Source organism: Bacillus licheniformis DSM 13 = ATCC 14580 (assembly GCF_000011645.1).
GTDB lineage: Bacteria > Bacillota > Bacilli > Bacillales > Bacillaceae > Bacillus > Bacillus licheniformis.
Map to the genome: position 1 here is coordinate 1865177 of NC_006270.3, position 17884 is coordinate 1883060.

Consider the following 17884-nt stretch of genomic DNA (forward strand, 5'->3'; position numbering starts at 1 on the left):
AGCCGAAAAAAGGCTGCTTTCTCTTTGTTTTTACATTTTTTAACACGCAGTAAGGTGATGGAACATGGCAAAAAGAAAACGAAAATCAACAAAGAAACAAAAACAAGGAAAAAAACGGATCCATCTTAAATTTGAATTGTACGGATTAATCTGTATCGCCATCTCGATTATTGCGGTTTTGCAGCTTGGCGTAGCAGGGCAAACGTTCATTTACATGTTCCGCTTTTTCGCCGGTGAATGGTTCATCCTTTGCCTTCTCGGCCTCTTTTTAACGGGCTTGTCTTTATTTTGGAAAAAGAAAACACCCAGTTTTTTGACGAGGAGAAAAGCGGGCCTTTACTGCATCATTGCAAGCATGCTGCTTCTTTCACATGTCCAGCTGTTTCAGCATTTGACCGAAAGGGGAATGGTTCAGTCTCCGAGCGTGATCCAAAATACGTGGGAGCTGTTTCTGATGGATGTAAAAGGCGAGACAGGATCGCCTGATCTTGGAGGCGGAATGATTGGAGCCCTTTTATTCGCGGCGTCATATTTTCTGTTTGCATCTGCAGGATCTAAAATCATCGCCGTCTTCCTGATCTTGATCGGCCTTCTTTTGATTACGGATCGGTCGCTTCAGGAGACGCTGATCAAATGGATGACCCCGGTCGCCTCCTTCATGAAAAACCAGTGGCAGGCCTTTTTAGCAGATCTTAAACAATTGAAAAACAGCTCGCCGAAAAAGAAATCCGGAAAAAAACAAAAGACGCAGAGAAAACCGAAAGTGTCTGAAGAGCCTGTACAAGAAGCGGACCTTGATCCAGATCCGGTTATTCAATCAGAACCGATTATTTCAAGCTTTTCCGACCGTGATGAAAAGCCCGAAGTTCAAGCTTACGAAGCTCCGGCGGCTCCTGCTGAACCTCCTGCTGAGCCCGAAATCGGTGAGGAAATGCAGGCCTCCGGCGCGCCCGAAATCACGTTTACAGAGCTAGAAAACAAGGATTACCAGCTTCCGTCGATTCAATTGCTGGATGATCCGAAGCACACAGGGCAGCAGGCGGATAAAAAGAATATTTACGACAATGCCAGGAAGCTGGAAAGGACGTTTCAAAGCTTCGGAGTTAAGGCGAAAGTCACCCAGGTTCATCTCGGCCCGGCCGTCACGAAATATGAAGTCTATCCTGATGTGGGCGTCAAAGTCAGCAAAATTGTCAACTTAAGTGACGACTTGGCTTTAGCGCTCGCGGCCAAGGATATCCGCATCGAAGCCCCGATCCCCGGAAAATCGGCGATTGGAATCGAAGTGCCGAATGCGGAAGTGGCGATGGTTTCCTTGAAAGAAGTGCTTGAATCGAAACTGAATGACCGGCCGGATGCAAAGCTGATGATCGGCCTCGGCCGGAACATTTCCGGAGAAGCGGTATTGGCAGAGCTGAACAAAATGCCCCACCTTCTTGTTGCAGGAGCGACCGGAAGCGGGAAAAGCGTCTGTGTCAACGGGATCATTACAAGCATTTTGATGAGGGCAAAGCCCCACGAAGTGAAGATGATGATGATTGATCCGAAAATGGTCGAGCTCAATGTCTACAACGGGATTCCGCATTTGCTCGCTCCCGTCGTGACAGACCCGAAAAAAGCATCGCAGGCTTTGAAGAAAGTCGTCAACGAAATGGAGCGGCGCTACGAATTGTTTTCTCACACGGGAACGAGAAATATCGAAGGGTATAACGACTATATTAAACGGATGAATGCCGCAGAAGAAGCAAAGCAGCCGGAGCTTCCATACATCATTGTGATTGTGGACGAGCTTGCCGACCTGATGATGGTCGCTTCCTCTGATGTTGAAGACTCGATCACAAGGCTTTCGCAAATGGCCAGGGCGGCGGGCATCCACCTGATCATTGCGACGCAGAGGCCTTCGGTCGATGTTATCACAGGGGTCATTAAAGCCAACATTCCGTCAAGGATCGCTTTCAGCGTATCGTCTCAGACCGACTCCAGGACGATTCTTGATATGGGAGGCGCTGAAAAACTTCTCGGCAGAGGGGACATGCTGTTTCTCCCTGTCGGCGCCAATAAACCGCTCCGCGTTCAAGGTGCCTTTCTGTCAGACGAAGAAGTTGAAAAAGTTGTCGATCACGTCATCAGCCAGCAAAAAGCCCAATACCAAGAAGAAATGATTCCAGAAGAGACGCAGGAAACGGTCAGCGAAGTGACAGACGACCTTTATGACGAAGCGGTCGCACTTGTGGTCAGCATGCAGACGGCTTCTGTATCCATGCTGCAAAGGAGATTCCGCATCGGCTATACAAGAGCGGCGCGGCTTATCGATGCCATGGAAGAGCGGGGAATCGTCGGCCCATATGAAGGATCAAAACCCCGTGAAGTTCTCTTGTCAAAAGAGCAATACGAAGAACTCTCTTCTTGAGAAGAGAGTTCTTGTTTAACATAATTTCATTATGTAAACTAAAAAACATCTATTTATTTATTTGACAAAACATGATATAGTTATCCTCAATTAAAGATAATTTGAATCTGATCTGTCAGACGGAGGGAAAACATGTCGATAAAAGCTGACAATCAACGGTTATGTTTAAAGGTGATTGATCGGATAAAAGATGATATTCAAAATGGGGTCTTTTGCGAAAATGAACGGCTCCCGAGTGAATTTGAGCTGTCAAAGATGCTTGGTGTGAGCAGAACGGCTTTGCGTGAGGCGCTTAGAATACTGGAAGAAGAAAACGTCATCATCAGAAGGCATGGAGTCGGACATTTTGTAAATGCCAGACCGTTATTTCTATCAGGTATTGAGCAGCTGAACAGCGTCACAAAAATGATCGAGCAGGCAAGCATGACGCCGGGAACCATTTTTATGTCCTCACAGGTTACCGCTCCCACTGAAGAAGATATGCTCCGGTTTCAATATGCGGAAGAAACCGAGATCTTTTTGCTTGAGCGGGTGAGAACGGCAAATGGAATGCCGGTTGTCTACTGTCTTGATAAAATACCTGTGGACATTCTCCCGGAAGGCTTTTCACACGAGCAGGAGTCGATGTTTGAATGGCTTGAGAACAAATCCGGCGCCGTGATCAGCTACGCTGTTGCCGATATTGTGCCAATCGGATATCATGACACCATTTCCCAAATTCTTGAATGCGATCCTGAAACGTCTTTGCTGCTGCTCAAACAGACTCATTATGACCAAAACGATAAGCCCGTTTTATATTCTTTAAACTATTTTAGGGCCGATAAATTCAGATTTCATGTCGTCAGAAAACGTTTTTGATATGCGGGCGCTCTATTAGGAGCGTGTTTTTTTTGCCCGCTTGAGCGCCTATACATAAATAAGCCCGCATCATGGAACAATAACAGATGGAAATACTGATGAATTGGGTGAAAAAAGTTGAGCAGAAAAAAAGACATGAAAAGCATTTTTGCGCTGTCTTCGGTCCCGCTCGTGATGACGCTCGGCAATTCGATGCTGATTCCGGTTTTGCCGGTGATCGAAAAAAAATTAAACATTTCTTCGTTTCAGGTGTCGTTGATCATCACGGTTTATTCAATTGTGGCGATTGTATGCATCCCGATTACCGGCTATATGTCGGACCGGTTCGGAAGAAAAAAGATCATGCTCCCATGCCTTCTGATTGCGGGAGCTGGAGGAGCGTTAGCAGGTTTGGCTTCAACTTTTTTCAATGATCCGTTTGCGATGATTTTAGCAGGTCGCGTCCTTCAAGGAATCGGCTCAGCCGGCGCAGCGCCGATCGTCATGCCGTTTATCGGCGACTTGTTCCAAAATGATGAAGAAATCAGCGCGGGACTCGGAGATATAGAGACGGCAAATACTGCCGGCAAAGTATTAAGCCCGATATTAGGGGCTTTTTTAGCATCTTGGGTTTGGTACATGCCGTTTTGGTTTATCCCGGTCGTGTCTCTTGCCAGCTTTTTTCTCGTCTTGTTTTTTGTTCCCAAACCGAAGGACAAAGATGATGAAAAGCAAACGTTAAAAAACTTTGCAAAAAGCGTACAGGAAATTTTCAAACGGGAAGGTCGGTGGCTTGTTTCCACTTTTGTCATCGGCGGAATTATTATGTTTCTTTTATTCGGAGTGCTCTTCTACCTGTCGGATACTTTGGAGAAGAAGCATCAAATTGACGGGATTGCGAAAGGAGCGCTTCTCAGCATTCCGCTGCTTTTTCTTTCCGTCAGTTCCTACCTTGCCGGAAAGCTGATCGGAAACGATAAGATCAGAATGAGGATCTGCGTGCTGATCGGCATGATCCTGCTGGCTTTGTCGTTTGCCGGTTTGTGGTGGAACCACAGCTTTTACCCGTTATTTTTGTTTATGTCCATCGGCGGCATCGGCATCGGAATTGCGCTCCCTTCTTTGGATGCGCTGATTACCGAGGGAATTGAAAAAGAAGAGCGCGGCACGATATCTTCGTTTTACAACAGCATGAGGTTTATCGGTGTTGCGCTCGGACCGCCGGTTTTCGCCTATATGATGACAAATGCGGGGTGGCTGATTTTCATCGTATCGCTTTTGTGCAGTTTAGCTGCACTAGCGCTTGTGCTGTTTAATATTGACCCGAAAGAAGACGAAAGTGAAGCGGCAAAGACGGTGTAGATCTGCACCGTCTTTTTCATAAGGTTTTTTAGTTTCCTTAAATCTCCTCCAGTTGATATAATTACAACCATACAGTCCAAGCGCATATGCTGAAATGTGGTCATAATACATAATATAAACAAGGACGAAGGAGGTTCTAGTATGACATACCTTAACGAAATAAAAGGAAAGCACCGCGGATTGACAAGCCACATTGTCAAAACGGAAAAATTCAAAACCGTCTCGATTATTTTTAAAATGCTTGCTCCTTTAACAAAAGAGGATGTGACAAAGAGGGCGCTTTTTCCGCATGTGCTTTTGCGGGGAACGAGCACCCGCCCCAAAACGGCCGAACTCAGATCGTATCTTGATGAACTTTACGGCACTTCCGTATCATGCGATCTCTCCAAAAAAGGGGAAATGCATGTCATCACATTCAGGCTCGATATCGCTAACGAAAAATTTTTAAAGGATCAGACACCGCTTCTGGAAAAAGGGCTTGAGCTTTTGTCAGAGATCATTTTTTCGCCGGCGCTTGAAGACGGGGCCTTTCTGCCGCTGTACGTGTCTCAGGAAAAACGCACACTAAAGCAAAGAATACAGGCGGTCTATAACGACAAAATGCGCTATTCAAATTTGAGGCTGATTCAGGAGATGTGCAAAGATGAGCCATACGCGCTTCACGTCAACGGAGAGCTTGATGATGTGGACGGCATCACGCCTCAAAGCCTGTATGAAGCTTATCAAAAAGCGGTCAGCGAAGACCAGCTCGACATTTACGTCGTTGGGGATGTGGATGAGCAGCAGGTGGATTCGTACATTTCCAAATACTTTGAAGCAAACGAGCGGGAGCTGAGACCTGTTCCCGAGCTTGAGCAAACCCGCACAAGGGAGCCTCAGGAAGTCATCGAGGATGCTGATGTCAAGCAAGGGAAGCTGAACATGGGATTTCGGACGGGAACGCATTTTACGGATGACGATTATCCGGCGCTTCAGCTGTTTAACGGCTTGTTTGGCGGATTTTCACATTCCAAGCTGTTTATTAATGTCAGGGAAAAGGCCAGCCTTGCCTATTATGCGGCTTCCAGAATCGAAAGCTTTAAAGGGCTGTTGATGGTGATGTCGGGGATTGAAGTCGGCAATTATCAAAAAGCCGTCGACATCATCAAGGAGCAGTTTCAGGAAATGAAAAAAGGCAGCTTTACAGAAGAGGCAATCGACCAGACGAAAGCCGTCATTAAAAACCAGATTCTTGAAACGCTTGATACACCGTACGGTTTAGTCGAATTTATTTATCAGCAGGCTGCCGCCCAAACCGAATTTTCCTTGGAAGACTGGCTGGGACGAATCGACAATGTCACAAAAGAAGACATCATCGAAGTCGGAAAGAAAATCGATTTGGATACAACGTACTTTCTCAAAGGGACGGAGGGAGCATCTTGACGAAAACGATCGAATTTGAACAGCTGAAGGAAACACTATATTACGAAAAAATGCCTGGCGGCCTCGATGTCTATGTTCTTCCGAAAGAAGGATTTAACAAGACATATGCGGTCTTTACCACAAAATACGGGTCGATTGACAATCAGTTTGTCCCGCTCGGAAAAGATGAAATGGTCCGCGTGCCTGATGGAATCGCACACTTTCTCGAACATAAGCTCTTTGAAAAAGAAGACGGCGACGTTTTTCAGCAATTCAGCAGGCAGGGAGCTTCGGCAAATGCGTTTACCTCCTTCACAAGAACGGCCTACCTGTTTTCAAGCACGTCAAATGTGGAAGAAAACCTGGAAACGCTCGTCGACTTTGTGCAGGACCCTTACTTTACAGAAAAAACGGTTGAGAAGGAAAAAGGCATCATCGGACAGGAAATCAACATGTATGACGACAACCCCGACTGGCGCCTGTTTTTCGGCCTGATCGAAAACATGTATCAAGAGCACCCTGTCCGGATCGATATCGCAGGCACGATCGAAAGCATCTCTCATATTACAAAAGACCTTTTGTACGAATGCTATGAGACGTTCTATCATCCGAGCAATATGCTGCTGTTTGTCGTCGGTCCGGCCGATCCCGAAGCGATCATTCGCCAGGTCCGCGAAAACCAGCAGAAAAAACCGTATACAGACCAGCCTGAAATCGTCCGGAAAGAAGTTAAAGAGCCTGGGGCCGTATTTAAAAAAGAACAGGAAATTAAAATGAATGTTCAAAGCTCAAAATGCCTCGTCGGTTTAAAAAGCGCTCATCCGATGAATACGGGAGAAGCCCTGCTGAAGCATGAGCTGACCATCAACCTCATCCTCGAGTGTCTGTTTGGCAAAAGCTCAAGCGATTACGAAAGAATTTATGAAAAAGGGTATATCGATGAGACATTCAGCTATGACTATACTGAAGAACACGGATTTGGCTTCGTCTCTGTCGGCGGAGATACGCCTGAGCCTGACAAGCTGGCCGAAGAGCTCAAACAAGTGCTGTTCAAAGCGAAAGAAACGATCACAGCCGAAAAGCTGGAACTGGCCAGAAAGAAAAAAATCGGCAATTTCCTGAAATCGATGAATTCGCCTGAGTACATCGCCAACCAGTTTACACGGTACGCTTTTCTGGAGACGAGTCTGTTTGATATCGTCACCGTACTCGAATCGATTACGCTTGATGACGTTCACCGCGTCATTGAGGAAGAAGTTGAGGAAGACAGGATCACCGTCTGCAAAGTCGTTCCAAAATCATAAAGCAAGGTCTGAAAGTTCAGCGTGCAGGGATATTTCCGATGCACGCTGAACCTTTCTTCTTTTTTAACGGAAAGGTGGAAATATGGTATGACAAAACTCGCTCTCATCACCGGCGCAAGCGGCGGAATCGGGCAAAGCATCAGCGAAAAGCTTGCGCAAAACGGGTATGATCTTCTCCTCCATTATCATACAAATGAGAAGGCGGCCGCTTCACTTGCAGAAAGGCTGTCACATACATACGGCATTCACGCTGAAATCATTCACGGCGACCTGTCCGACCCCGGAGGTGCAAAAACCGTTTCCGCTTCCATCGGCGGACGGGCGCTAGACGGCATCGTCTTGAACAGCGGACAAAGCTTCCGCGGGCTTGTGACAGATATGACCGATGAAGCTGTACAGGACATGGTGCAGCTCCATGTCTCAAGCCCGTTTCTATTAACGAGGAATCTGCTTCCGGCGATGATCAGGAAAAAGTCCGGCGCTATTGTAGCCGTCAGCTCTATTTGGGGTGAGACAGGGGCGTCGTGCGAAGTTTTATACAGCATGACAAAAGGCGCGCAAAATGTGTTTGTCAAAGCCCTTGCAAAAGAGCTTGCGCCGAGCGGCATCAGAGTCAACGCTGTTTCTCCGGGCGCTGTAAAAACAAAGATGATGAGCTCATTTTCAAAAGAGGAAGAAGAGATGATCGCCGATGAGATTCCGATGGGAAGGCTCGCCGAAGCCGAAGAGGTTGCAGACGCCGTCTTGTTTCTGCTCTCGGCGAAAGCATCTTATATCACGGGTCAAATTTTGTCAGTTAATGGCGGCTGGCATTGTTAAAAACATGTATAGTTTACGATTCCCAAGAGAATAATAAGGCTGTAACTTCAAGAGAATGGAGGGGCCTGATATGTCCGTACTGGATAATTGGGATCAGTGGAAAAACTTTTTGGGCGACCGTTTGAACTATGCCCAAGAACAAGGAATGTCAAAAGAAACCATCTCAGATCTTGCATATGAGATCGGCGATTATTTGGCCGGTGAGGTTGATTCAAAAAACCATCAAGAACGAGTGCTCGCAGACCTTTGGAGCGTGGCTTCCGAAGAAGAGCAGCGCGCCATTGCGAACGTGATGGTTAAGCTTGTTGAAAACAACAGCTCACATTAAGGAGAGAGTGTGTTCACTCTCTCTTTTTTATAGGCGCGATTTTGCCTGCGGCACCGCTTTTATCGTTTGCTTTTCGCCCCGACAGGGTAAACAGCATTCAGGCGCCGATACAGCAGGTTTTTCCCGATTTTGGGAAACGGACGTTTTTCTTATTTAATCACAACATTCTGCTTTCTAATTAAGACAAAATGCTTTATGATAAAGGAAGGTAAATTTTTGCCACGATGATGGGTAGGGAGGTTATCATTTGGCAAAGCTCGAATGGTACTTAGAATATGAAATCCAAGTCAACCGTCCCGGACTTCTGGGAGATATATCCTCTTTATTGGGGATGCTTTCAATTAATATTGTGACCATTAACGGCGTCGATACACAAAGAAGAGGCCTCTTGTTAAAATGCCGTCATATAGATCAGATTAAGCGATTGGAATCGATTTTGAACACGATGGATACGATTAAAGTCACGAAGCTCCGCGAACCGAAGCTTCGCGACCGTCTCGCTGTAAGGCACGGCCGCTATATCCAGCGGGATGCAGACGATAAAAAAACGTTCCGGTTTGAACGCGACGAGCTCGGCTTGCTTGTCGATTTTATGGCTGAGCTGTTTAAAAAAGACGGGCACAAGCTGATCGGGATCAGGGGAATGCCCCGCGTCGGCAAGACGGAATCAATTGTTGCTTCAAGCGTCTGTGCAAGCAAAAGGTGGCTTTTTGTTTCTTCGACGCTGCTGAAGCAAACGATCAGAAGCCAGCTGATTGCCGATGAGTACAGTCCGGAAAATGTTTTCATTTTGGACGGCATTGTGTCGACGAGAAGAGGATCTGAACGCCATTTGCAGCTCGTCAGTGAGATTATGCGTCTGCCGGCGACCAAAGTTGTCGAGCATCCGGACATTTTCGTGCAAAATACGGAATATACGATGGACGATTTTGACTACATCATCGAATTGCGTAACAGCCCCGATGAGGTGATTACATATGAGCACGCTGAAGAACCGCAGATGTTTGACCATTCAGGTTTTTCCGGCTTTGATTTTTAAAATGGAAGGTGTTTGTTGTGACTGAACTAGGAAATCGGCTGAAAGAAGCCAGAGAGGAAAAAGGGATGTCATTGGACGACCTTCAGGCGGCCACAAAGATCCAAAAAAGGTATTTAACGGCCCTTGAAGAAGGAAACTATGATATCATTCCGGGGAAATTTTATGTGAGGGCTTTTATCAAGCAGTACGCCGAAGCTGTCGGCCTCGACTCGGAGCACTTGTTTGAAGAGTTTAAAAAAGATATCCCTAATTCTTACAATGATGAGGTTTCTGAGAAGCTTTCTTCAATCAAGCCGCAGAGGGAGCTTCCCAAGTCTGCCTCAAAAGCGCTTGAACTTTTGCCCACCTTGCTTGTGGCAGCCGGCGTTATCGTTGTGATCGCGATCATTTACGTCATTGTTCAGGCTGTAAACGGCGGAGGGAATCAGCAGGCTGAAGGGCCTAAAACAGAGGAATCGCAAAGCAAGTACGACGTCTCAAAAGATTCCCCGCTGACTAAGGAAAATCAACAGAACACGGATGCGCAGAAAGACAGCGCTGAAGGCGACAAAGAAAAAAAGGATCAGCAGTCTGATGAGAACGACAAGCTGACCATTAAAGCGACCGCAAGCGAAGGCTCTTCCACAACCTATGAAGTATCAGGATCCGACAAGCTGGAGCTTGAAGTAAAGGCAAGCGAAAACTCATGGGTCAGAGTGCGCGACGAGAAAGGAAGCTCTCTTAAAGAAGGAATGATGAAAAAAGGGGAAACCTTTCAAAAGAATATAACCGATCAATCGCAAATTGATTTGCGGATCGGATATGCGCCGGGCGTTGAAATTAAAATCAACGGAGAAGTTCTTTCTTACAAGCTCGATCCTAAGACTGTGATGACACAAAACATAACGATTCAAAATAAAAAGGAGGAAAAGTCATCTTAATTGCACAGATGACTTTTTCTTGCGTTCATCATCATTAGGAAAACATACATATATGGAGGAACCTTTATGTTTAATTTACCGAATAAAATCACGCTTTCTAGAATCGCATTAATTCCTGTTTTTATGGTCATCATGCTTGTGCCGTTTCAGTGGGGGGCTGTCTCCTTCGGCAGCGAGTCGATTCCGGTCACCCATTTGATCGGCGCACTGCTGTTTATTTTCGCTTCGGTCACCGATTGGGTTGACGGCTATTATGCAAGAAAGCTGAACCTTGTAACAAACTTTGGGAAATTCCTTGACCCGCTTGCAGACAAGCTGCTCGTGTCTTCCGCTTTGATTATTCTGGTGCATTACCATCTTGCTCCGGCCTGGATGGCCATTGTCATTATCAGCCGGGAATTTGCCGTAACGGGACTGCGGCTCGTCCTTGCGGGAACGGGGGAAGTCGTCGCAGCCAACATGCTTGGAAAAGTGAAAACATGGGCCCAGATCATCGCGATCTCTGCCCTTTTGCTTCACAATCTCCCATTTGAGCTTGTATCCTTCCCGTTCGGCTCTCTTGCTTTATGGGTGGCTGTCTTTTTCACAGTCGTATCCGGCTGGGATTATTTCGCTAAAAACTGGGATGCTTTAAAAACATCGAACTAAACGTAGGGAAGTGGAAACAATGAAGTTGGAAAGAAAAGCGGAAATTATCGCTGTCGGCTCTGAGCTTCTGCTCGGACAAATCGTTAATACAAATGCTCAGTTTATCAGCAGGCATTTGGCCGAAATCGGCATTAACGTCTTTTATCACACGGCGGTGGGAGACAATCCGGAGCGCCTTAAACAAGTCATTCAGACAGCGCAGCAAAGGTCTGACTTCATCATTTTTTCGGGAGGCCTCGGACCGACGAAAGACGATCTGACAAAAGAAACGATCGCCGAAGTTGTCGGGCGCCCTCTTAAGCTCGACGATGAAGCCTTCGAATCGATTCAGGATTACTTCAAAAAAACGAACCGGGAGATGTCGCCGAACAACCGCAAACAGGCGCTGATCCTCGAAGGATCCGATGTTCTGCCGAACCGCTTTGGGATGGCTCCGGGAATGCTGCTTGAGCATGAATCGCGCTTTTATATGCTTCTGCCGGGACCTCCGAAAGAGCTGGAGCCGATGTTTGAAAACGAAGCGAAGCCGCTGATTTTGGAAAAGCTCGGCTCGAGGGAAAAGATCGTGTCAAGGGTGCTGCGCTTCTTCGGCATCGGTGAATCCCAGCTTGAAACCGATTTGGAAGATCTCATCGATGCGCAGACTAATCCGACAATCGCTCCGCTTGCGGCAGACGGGGAAGTCACGCTCAGGCTTACGGCAAAGCATGCGGATCCGGAGGAGACAAACCGCTTGTTAAAAGAAACGGAAGACCGCATTTTGGAGCGGGTCGGAGAATTCTTTTACGGGTATGATGATACATCCCTCGCAGAAGAGCTTGCGAAAGCATGCCGGAGCAAGGGTATGACTCTGGCTGCTGCGGAAAGCTTTACAGGCGGGCTTTTTTCCAGCTGGCTGACGGAAATGAGCGGCGCTTCCGAATATTTCAAAGGCGGCGCCGTCTGCTACACAAACGAATTGAAAGTGTCAGCGGCCGGCGTTTCGGAAGACACGCTGCAGCGCTATGGTGCGGTCAGCGCGCAATGCGCTAAAGAGCTCGCCGCAGGCATCAGAGTCAAGACAGGAAGCGATATCGGCATCAGCTTCACTGGAGTAGCCGGGCCGAATACGCAAGAAGGCCATCCGGCTGGAAAGGTGTTTATCGGCATCTCCGTGAAGGACCAGGCTGAGGAAGCGTTCGAATTTCAGTTCGCCGGATCCAGGTCTGCGGTGCGGAAGCGTTCTGCCAAATACGGCTGCCATCTGTTGCTGAAAATGATGGAAAAATAAGCGGAAACCGGATTTTCGGAATATCTTTCTTTCGAAAAAGGCCATTCCATTTTAGGAGATCGATTTTTCCTCTTAAAAAAATCGAATATGCGTTCGCTTTTTTCTTGGCAAATCCGCATAAACAAGGTATAGTAGATATAGCGGAAGTGATAAAGGAGGAAAATAGAATGAGTGATCGTCAGGCAGCCTTAGATATGGCGCTTAAACAAATAGAAAAGCAGTTTGGTAAAGGTTCGATTATGAAACTCGGCGAACAAACTGAAACGAGAATTTCAACAGTTCCGAGCGGTTCTTTAGCGCTCGATGCGGCTCTTGGAGTGGGCGGATACCCGCGCGGCCGGATTATTGAAGTATACGGGCCTGAAAGCTCCGGTAAAACGACGGTGGCGCTTCATGCGATTGCCGAAGTTCAGCAGCAGGGCGGACAAGCGGCGTTCATCGACGCCGAACACGCGCTTGATCCCGTCTATGCACAAAAGCTGGGCGTCAACATTGATGAGCTTTTGCTGTCACAGCCTGATACGGGCGAGCAGGCGCTCGAAATCGCTGAAGCCCTTGTCAGAAGCGGAGCGGTGGATATCGTTGTCATCGACTCTGTAGCAGCGCTTGTGCCGAAAGCTGAAATCGAAGGAGATATGGGGGATTCCCACGTCGGTTTGCAGGCCAGACTGATGTCTCAGGCGCTTCGCAAGCTTTCCGGAGCGATCAATAAATCGAAGACCATCGCGATCTTTATCAACCAGATTCGTGAAAAAGTCGGTGTCATGTTTGGAAATCCTGAGACGACGCCAGGCGGAAGAGCGCTGAAATTCTACTCTTCTGTCCGCCTTGAAGTGCGCCGCGCAGAGCAGCTGAAACAAGGCAACGACGTCATGGGGAACAAGACGAAAATCAAAGTCGTGAAAAACAAAGTGGCACCTCCATTCCGGACAGCCGAAGTGGACATTATGTACGGGGAAGGAATTTCAAAAGAAGGGGAAATCATCGACCTCGGAACAGAGCTTGACATCGTTCAAAAGAGCGGTGCATGGTACTCTTATCAGGAGGAACGCCTTGGACAAGGCCGTGAAAACGCCAAACAGTTCCTGAAAGAAAACAAGGATATCCTTTTGATGATTCAAGAGCAGATCCGGGAGCACTACGGTTTGGATACTGGAGGCGCTGCTCCTGCACAGGAAGACGAGGCCCAAGCTCAGGAAGAACTCGAGTTTTAATCATGAAACGTGTGAAAGGCTGCCGGCCCGATCGGCAGCCTTTTACTTTATTCTTCGCTTTCAGGCGCTTCTCTTCCATCCATCCTCTTCATGAGGGCAGTTTGAAAGGCGTTTAATCCAGAAACGTTAAGACCGTAAGCTTGACAAGTATTTCCCACACAATTACAATGAAATTGTATCACTTGTTTTTCTTAACATGATTGATAAACATTTAAACTTGACAAGGGCTGTGAATCCGCTTCACTCCCTGTGAAGGTTCTGTATGTTGAGAAGAAGTACAATGTACATGCCGACACTTACTTTTAGCAAGACAAGTTCATAGCAAGAGGAGGTGAAAGTTATGAGTCCTTTAGCAATTCTCATCTCCATTTTGCTGAGCCTATTCTGTTTAGTTGTTGGCTACTATGTTCGTAAAATCATTGCCGAAGCAAAAATTTCAGGTGCGCGAAATGCAGCCGAACAAATTCTTGGAGACGCAAAGCGGGATGCTGAAGCGTTGAAAAAAGAAGCCCTTCTTGAAGCAAAGGACGAGATTCATACGCTTCGGATAGAAGCTGAACAAGAAGTTCGTGAAAGACGAAATGAGCTTCAAAAACAAGAAAACCGTTTACTTCAAAAGGAAGAGAACCTTGACCGAAAAGATGAATCATTAGATAAACGGGAAGCGATGTTGGAGAAGAAAGATCATTCTCTGAATGAACGACAACAACATATTGAAGAGATGGAAAGCAAAGTGGATGAAATGATTCGTATGCAGCAGTCAGAGTTGGAGCGTATTTCAAGTCTGACGCGAGATGAAGCGAAGCAAATCATTCTGGAACGGGTTGAAAACGAGCTTTCCCATGACATCGCGATCATGATGAAAGAAAGTGAAAATCGAGCGAAAGAAGAGGCTGATAAAAAGGCGAAAAATATTCTTTCATTGGCTTTACAGCGCTGTGCGGCAGATCATGTGGCCGAGACAACGGTTTCAGTTGTCAACCTTCCAAATGATGAGATGAAAGGCCGCATTATCGGACGTGAAGGACGTAATATCCGTACATTGGAAACATTGACGGGGATCGATCTGATCATCGACGATACGCCGGAAGCCGTTATCCTTTCAGGATTTGATCCGATCAGGCGTGAAACAGCCAGGATCGCTCTTGATAAACTCGTTCAGGATGGCCGCATTCATCCTGCCAGAATCGAAGAAATGGTTGAGAAATCCCGCCGTGAAGTGGATGATTACATCCGCGAAATGGGTGAACAGACGACGTTTGAAGTTGGAGTTCACGGTCTTCATCCCGATTTAATCAAAATCCTCGGCCGCTTGAAGTTCAGAACGAGCTACGGACAGAATGTACTGAAACATTCAATGGAAGTGGCGTTTCTGACAGGCTTGATGGCTTCAGAGCTCGGAGAAGACGTAACGCTCGCAAAAAGGGCAGGACTTCTTCATGATATCGGGAAAGCGATTGACCATGAGGTGGAAGGAAGCCACGTTGAAATCGGTGTGGAACTGGCCACCAAGTATAAAGAGCATCCAGTTGTCATCAACAGTATCGCATCTCACCACGGAGATCAGGAGCCGACTTCCATCATCGCCGTGCTCGTGGCCGCAGCCGATGCGCTGTCTGCCGCAAGACCAGGCGCAAGAAGCGAAACGCTCGAAAACTATATTCGCAGGCTTGAAAAACTGGAAGAAATCTCCGAATCATACGAAGGTGTTGAAAAATCATTCGCGATACAAGCGGGACGAGAGGTGCGGATCATGGTCAAACCTGACTCAATCAATGATCTTGAAGCCCATCGTTTGGCGCGTGATATTCGAAAACGAATTGAGGACGAGCTTGACTACCCTGGACACATCAAGGTAACCGTAATCAGGGAAACGAGAGCCGTTGAATACGCAAAATAAAGTGGTGCGAATGCGCCACTTTATTTTTTTGTTTCCTTGTGTAACACTATAATTAAAACCTATTTAAAAAAAGAAAGGGTCAAATTATGAGAATTTTATTTATTGGAGATGTCGTCGGTTCGCCCGGCAGAGACATGATCAAAACCTATTTGCCGAAGCTGAAGCTCAAATATAAACCGAATGCCGTCATCGTCAACGGAGAAAACGCCGCACACGGAAAAGGCATTACCGAAAAAATATATCACCAGCTCATTCAAGCTGGAGCCGACGTTCTCACGATGGGAAACCACACATGGGATAAAAGGGAAATATTTGATTTTATTGATGATGCGCCGCAGATCGTCAGACCCGCCAATTTTCCCGAGGGCACGCCTGGAAAAGGCATCACATACATAAAAACAAACGGTTCGAAGGAACTGGCTGTGATCAATTTGCAAGGCCGCACTTTTCTGCCTGCGATCGATTGCCCATTTCGAAAAGCTGATGAATTAATAGAAGAAGCGTCAAAAAGAACGCCGTTCATCTTTATCGATTTTCATGCCGAAGCGACAAGCGAAAAGCAGGCGATCGGCTGGTATACGGACGGCCGCGTTTCAGCGGTTGTCGGAACGCACACGCATGTTCAGACAGCGGACAACCGCATTCTTCCGAAAGGCACGGCATATATAACAGACGTGGGGATGACTGGGCCTTACGACGGTATTCTCGGCGTCGACCGCGAGACGATTATCAAGCGTTTTAAAACGAGCCTGCCCGTCCGTTTTGAGATTGCCGAAGGCCGCACAACTCTGAGCGGAGTTGTCATCGACATCGACGAACAGAGCAAGAAAGCCGTTAAAATTGACCGGATATTAATTAATGACGACCACATGTTTTTTGAATAACTAAACAGAAAATCATTTTAGAAAAATATTAAAAGGAAAGCAGGAATATCCCGGTCCTATCGTGAATATAGTAAAAATGGAAGGTACCCTGCTATTTTTGAAAAGCAATTAAAAGGGGATGGCTTTGAAAATAGCAACATCTAATAATGATTGTTCTAATGAACACTCACTTATCCATTGTAAACTTAAGGGGGAGCAGGAATGGAAATATTAAAGGTTTCAGCAAAATCAAATCCAAACTCGGTCGCAGGTGCGCTCGCAGGAGTCTTGAGGGAACGAGGGGCTGCAGAAATTCAAGCAATCGGAGCTGGGGCATTAAATCAGGCTGTTAAAGCGGTAGCGATTGCACGGGGATTTGTAGCGCCGAGCGGAGTCGATCTGATTTGCATTCCGGCGTTTACGGACATTCAAATTGACGGTGAAGAACGAACAGCGATTAAGCTAATCGTAGAGCCTCGCTGATAGAAAGATCACTCTTTTTCAAATGCTTCAACCTGCTTACTTTTACGTAAGCGGGTTGTTTTTGGTTTGTCCGTTTTTGAAAAATCAGCCGGGAGAGGATCAACATGAAGATTTTTGATGCCCACTCTGATTTGCTGCTGAAGCTCTGGAAAAATCCGAAGCTCAATGAATACAGCGACCCGTCGCTTCAAACGCCGGTCCAAGCGCTTTTAAACGGAAAGGCGAAAGTGCAGTGTCTGGCGATTTTTCTGCCTGAAACCGTGCCAGACACAATAAGGCTTGAAATGGCGCTTATGCAGATCCAGCTGTTTCACGAAAAAATTGCAAAGTACAAGCGGATCAAACTGATCAAAAATAAAGCCGATATCGACAAGCTCAAAAGCGATGAAACCGGCATCATTTTAACGATGGAAGGCTGTGAGCCGATCGCAAAAAACTTAAGGCTGTTTGACATCTTTTTTCAGCTCGGAGTCAGAAGTTTCGGCCTGACATGGAACTGGGCCAATACGTTCGCAGACGGCGCTTTAGAAGAAAGAAACGCCGGCTTGACTTCTTACGGGGAAAGACTGATTCGCAAGGCGAACAAAAACCGGGCATGGACAGATCTCTCCCATTTATCCGAAAAAAGCTTTTGGGGTGCGATTGAAACGGCGGCGTATCCGATCGCCTCTCATTCGAATGCCCGCAGCCTTTGCCCTCATCCGAGAAATTTAAAAGACGATCAAATCAAAGCGCTTATTGATAAGAACGGCGTCATCGGCTTGACATTTGTCCCTGAATTCGTGAGAAACGGAAAAACGCCTGTGATCAAAGATATCCTCTCGCATATTGACCATGTCTGCTCTTTAGGAGGCGAGCGGCATATCGGATTCGGGTCTGATTTTGACGGCATCGACCGTGTCATTCCGAATCTTGAAGCCCACAAAGATTACGGGAATCTGATCGAAGCGCTGCAGCGCTCATATACACCAAGTCAAGTCGACGGATTTCTCTTTCAAAATTTCATCAGCCGCATCCCATTTTAAAAAAATATCATACATTTTTCAGAGGGTGTTCATCTGTTTTCTCCAGAAGGACACTGGTGTT

The 17884-nt window shown here is 46.8% G+C and carries 16 protein-coding genes; all 16 read left to right on the forward strand.

Annotated elements, in window-relative coordinates; genetic code table 11:
- The first annotated feature begins 64 nt into the window (after positions 1-64).
- The 16 genes from TRNA_RS30945 to TRNA_RS31020 all read left to right on the forward strand — a co-directional run bounded on the left by TRNA_RS30945 (position 65) and on the right by TRNA_RS31020 (position 17823).
- Positions 65-2410 (forward strand): DNA translocase FtsK, encoded by a 2346-nt coding sequence (locus tag TRNA_RS30945; RefSeq protein WP_011197982.1) that lies wholly within the window; start codon positions 65-67, stop codon positions 2408-2410.
- Between the two features lie 132 nt (positions 2411-2542).
- Positions 2543-3268: a GntR family transcriptional regulator gene (locus tag TRNA_RS30950; RefSeq protein WP_003181905.1), complete on the forward strand. Its 726-nt coding sequence runs from the start codon at positions 2543-2545 to the stop codon at positions 3266-3268.
- Positions 3269-3403: 135 nt separating this feature from the next.
- Entirely contained in the window at positions 3404-4609 is a 1206-nt protein-coding gene (locus TRNA_RS30955) for an MFS transporter (RefSeq protein ID WP_031314629.1), read from the forward strand.
- Between the two features lie 141 nt (positions 4610-4750).
- Positions 4751-6031: an EF-P 5-aminopentanol modification-associated protein YfmF gene (yfmF, locus tag TRNA_RS30960; RefSeq protein WP_009328492.1), complete on the forward strand. Its 1281-nt coding sequence runs from the start codon at positions 4751-4753 to the stop codon at positions 6029-6031.
- Positions 6028-7314: an EF-P 5-aminopentanol modification-associated protein YfmH gene (gene yfmH / locus TRNA_RS30965; protein WP_011197983.1), complete on the forward strand. Its 1287-nt coding sequence runs from the start codon at positions 6028-6030 to the stop codon at positions 7312-7314. The genes yfmF and yfmH overlap by 4 nt, the downstream gene beginning before the upstream one ends.
- Before the next feature lie 87 nt (positions 7315-7401).
- The gene (gene ymfI, locus TRNA_RS30970; RefSeq protein WP_009328491.1) at positions 7402-8133 is read left to right on the forward strand and encodes an elongation factor P 5-aminopentanone reductase; all 732 of its coding nucleotides are present in this window, start codon (positions 7402-7404) and stop codon (positions 8131-8133) included.
- 70 nt (positions 8134-8203) lie between these two features.
- Positions 8204-8461: a DUF3243 domain-containing protein gene (locus TRNA_RS30975; RefSeq protein WP_003181915.1), complete on the forward strand. Its 258-nt coding sequence runs from the start codon at positions 8204-8206 to the stop codon at positions 8459-8461.
- Between the two features lie 247 nt (positions 8462-8708).
- Positions 8709-9500, forward strand: a complete 792-nt coding sequence (locus TRNA_RS30980) for a YmfK family protein (protein WP_003181917.1) — start codon at positions 8709-8711, stop codon at positions 9498-9500.
- Positions 9501-9517: 17 nt separating this feature from the next.
- Positions 9518-10420 carry a helix-turn-helix domain-containing protein gene (locus tag TRNA_RS30985; protein ID WP_003181919.1) on the forward strand — a complete coding sequence of 301 codons (903 nt, stop codon included), beginning with the start codon at positions 9518-9520 and terminating at the stop codon, positions 10418-10420.
- Between the two features lie 66 nt (positions 10421-10486).
- Complete coding sequence (gene pgsA, locus TRNA_RS30990; RefSeq protein ID WP_003181921.1) at positions 10487-11068, forward strand: CDP-diacylglycerol--glycerol-3-phosphate 3-phosphatidyltransferase; 582 nt, start codon at positions 10487-10489, stop codon at positions 11066-11068.
- Between the two features lie 19 nt (positions 11069-11087).
- Positions 11088-12338, forward strand: coding sequence for a competence/damage-inducible protein A (locus TRNA_RS30995; protein WP_003181923.1), 1251 nt, complete (start codon positions 11088-11090; stop codon positions 12336-12338).
- Between the two features lie 167 nt (positions 12339-12505).
- Positions 12506-13552, forward strand: coding sequence for a recombinase RecA (recA, locus tag TRNA_RS31000; RefSeq protein ID WP_003181926.1), 1047 nt, complete (start codon positions 12506-12508; stop codon positions 13550-13552).
- Between the two features lie 340 nt (positions 13553-13892).
- The gene (gene rny, locus TRNA_RS31005; protein WP_003181928.1) at positions 13893-15452 is read left to right on the forward strand and encodes a ribonuclease Y; all 1560 of its coding nucleotides are present in this window, start codon (positions 13893-13895) and stop codon (positions 15450-15452) included.
- An 86-nt stretch (positions 15453-15538) separates the two neighbouring features.
- Positions 15539-16336 (forward strand): TIGR00282 family metallophosphoesterase, encoded by a 798-nt coding sequence (locus TRNA_RS31010; RefSeq protein ID WP_003181930.1) that lies wholly within the window; start codon positions 15539-15541, stop codon positions 16334-16336.
- A 201-nt stretch (positions 16337-16537) separates the two neighbouring features.
- Positions 16538-16798 carry a stage V sporulation protein SpoVS gene (spoVS, locus tag TRNA_RS31015; RefSeq protein ID WP_003181955.1) on the forward strand — a complete coding sequence of 87 codons (261 nt, stop codon included), beginning with the start codon at positions 16538-16540 and terminating at the stop codon, positions 16796-16798.
- A 104-nt stretch (positions 16799-16902) separates the two neighbouring features.
- Positions 16903-17823, forward strand: coding sequence for a dipeptidase (locus TRNA_RS31020; protein ID WP_003181957.1), 921 nt, complete (start codon positions 16903-16905; stop codon positions 17821-17823).
- Positions 17824-17884 lie beyond the last annotated feature (61 nt).

Bases quoted from the DNA above. Each gene is read 5' to 3' on its own strand.
- TRNA_RS30945 (WP_011197982.1), top strand. From the start codon at position 65: ATGGCAAAAAGAAAACGAAAATCAACAAAGAAACAAAAACAAGGAAAA.
- TRNA_RS30950 (WP_003181905.1), top strand. From the start codon at position 2,543: ATGTCGATAAAAGCTGACAATCAACGGTTATGTTTAAAGGTGATTGAT.
- TRNA_RS30955 (WP_031314629.1), top strand. From the start codon at position 3,404: ATGAAAAGCATTTTTGCGCTGTCTTCGGTCCCGCTCGTGATGACGCTC.
- yfmF (WP_009328492.1), top strand. From the start codon at position 4,751: ATGACATACCTTAACGAAATAAAAGGAAAGCACCGCGGATTGACAAGC.
- ymfI (WP_009328491.1), top strand. From the start codon at position 7,402: ATGACAAAACTCGCTCTCATCACCGGCGCAAGCGGCGGAATCGGGCAA.
- TRNA_RS30975 (WP_003181915.1), top strand. From the start codon at position 8,204: ATGTCCGTACTGGATAATTGGGATCAGTGGAAAAACTTTTTGGGCGAC.
- pgsA (WP_003181921.1), top strand. From the start codon at position 10,487: ATGTTTAATTTACCGAATAAAATCACGCTTTCTAGAATCGCATTAATT.
- TRNA_RS30995 (WP_003181923.1), top strand. From the start codon at position 11,088: ATGAAGTTGGAAAGAAAAGCGGAAATTATCGCTGTCGGCTCTGAGCTT.
- recA (WP_003181926.1), top strand. From the start codon at position 12,506: ATGAGTGATCGTCAGGCAGCCTTAGATATGGCGCTTAAACAAATAGAA.
- rny (WP_003181928.1), top strand. From the start codon at position 13,893: ATGAGTCCTTTAGCAATTCTCATCTCCATTTTGCTGAGCCTATTCTGT.
- TRNA_RS31010 (WP_003181930.1), top strand. From the start codon at position 15,539: ATGAGAATTTTATTTATTGGAGATGTCGTCGGTTCGCCCGGCAGAGAC.
- spoVS (WP_003181955.1), top strand. From the start codon at position 16,538: ATGGAAATATTAAAGGTTTCAGCAAAATCAAATCCAAACTCGGTCGCA.
- TRNA_RS31020 (WP_003181957.1), top strand. From the start codon at position 16,903: ATGAAGATTTTTGATGCCCACTCTGATTTGCTGCTGAAGCTCTGGAAA.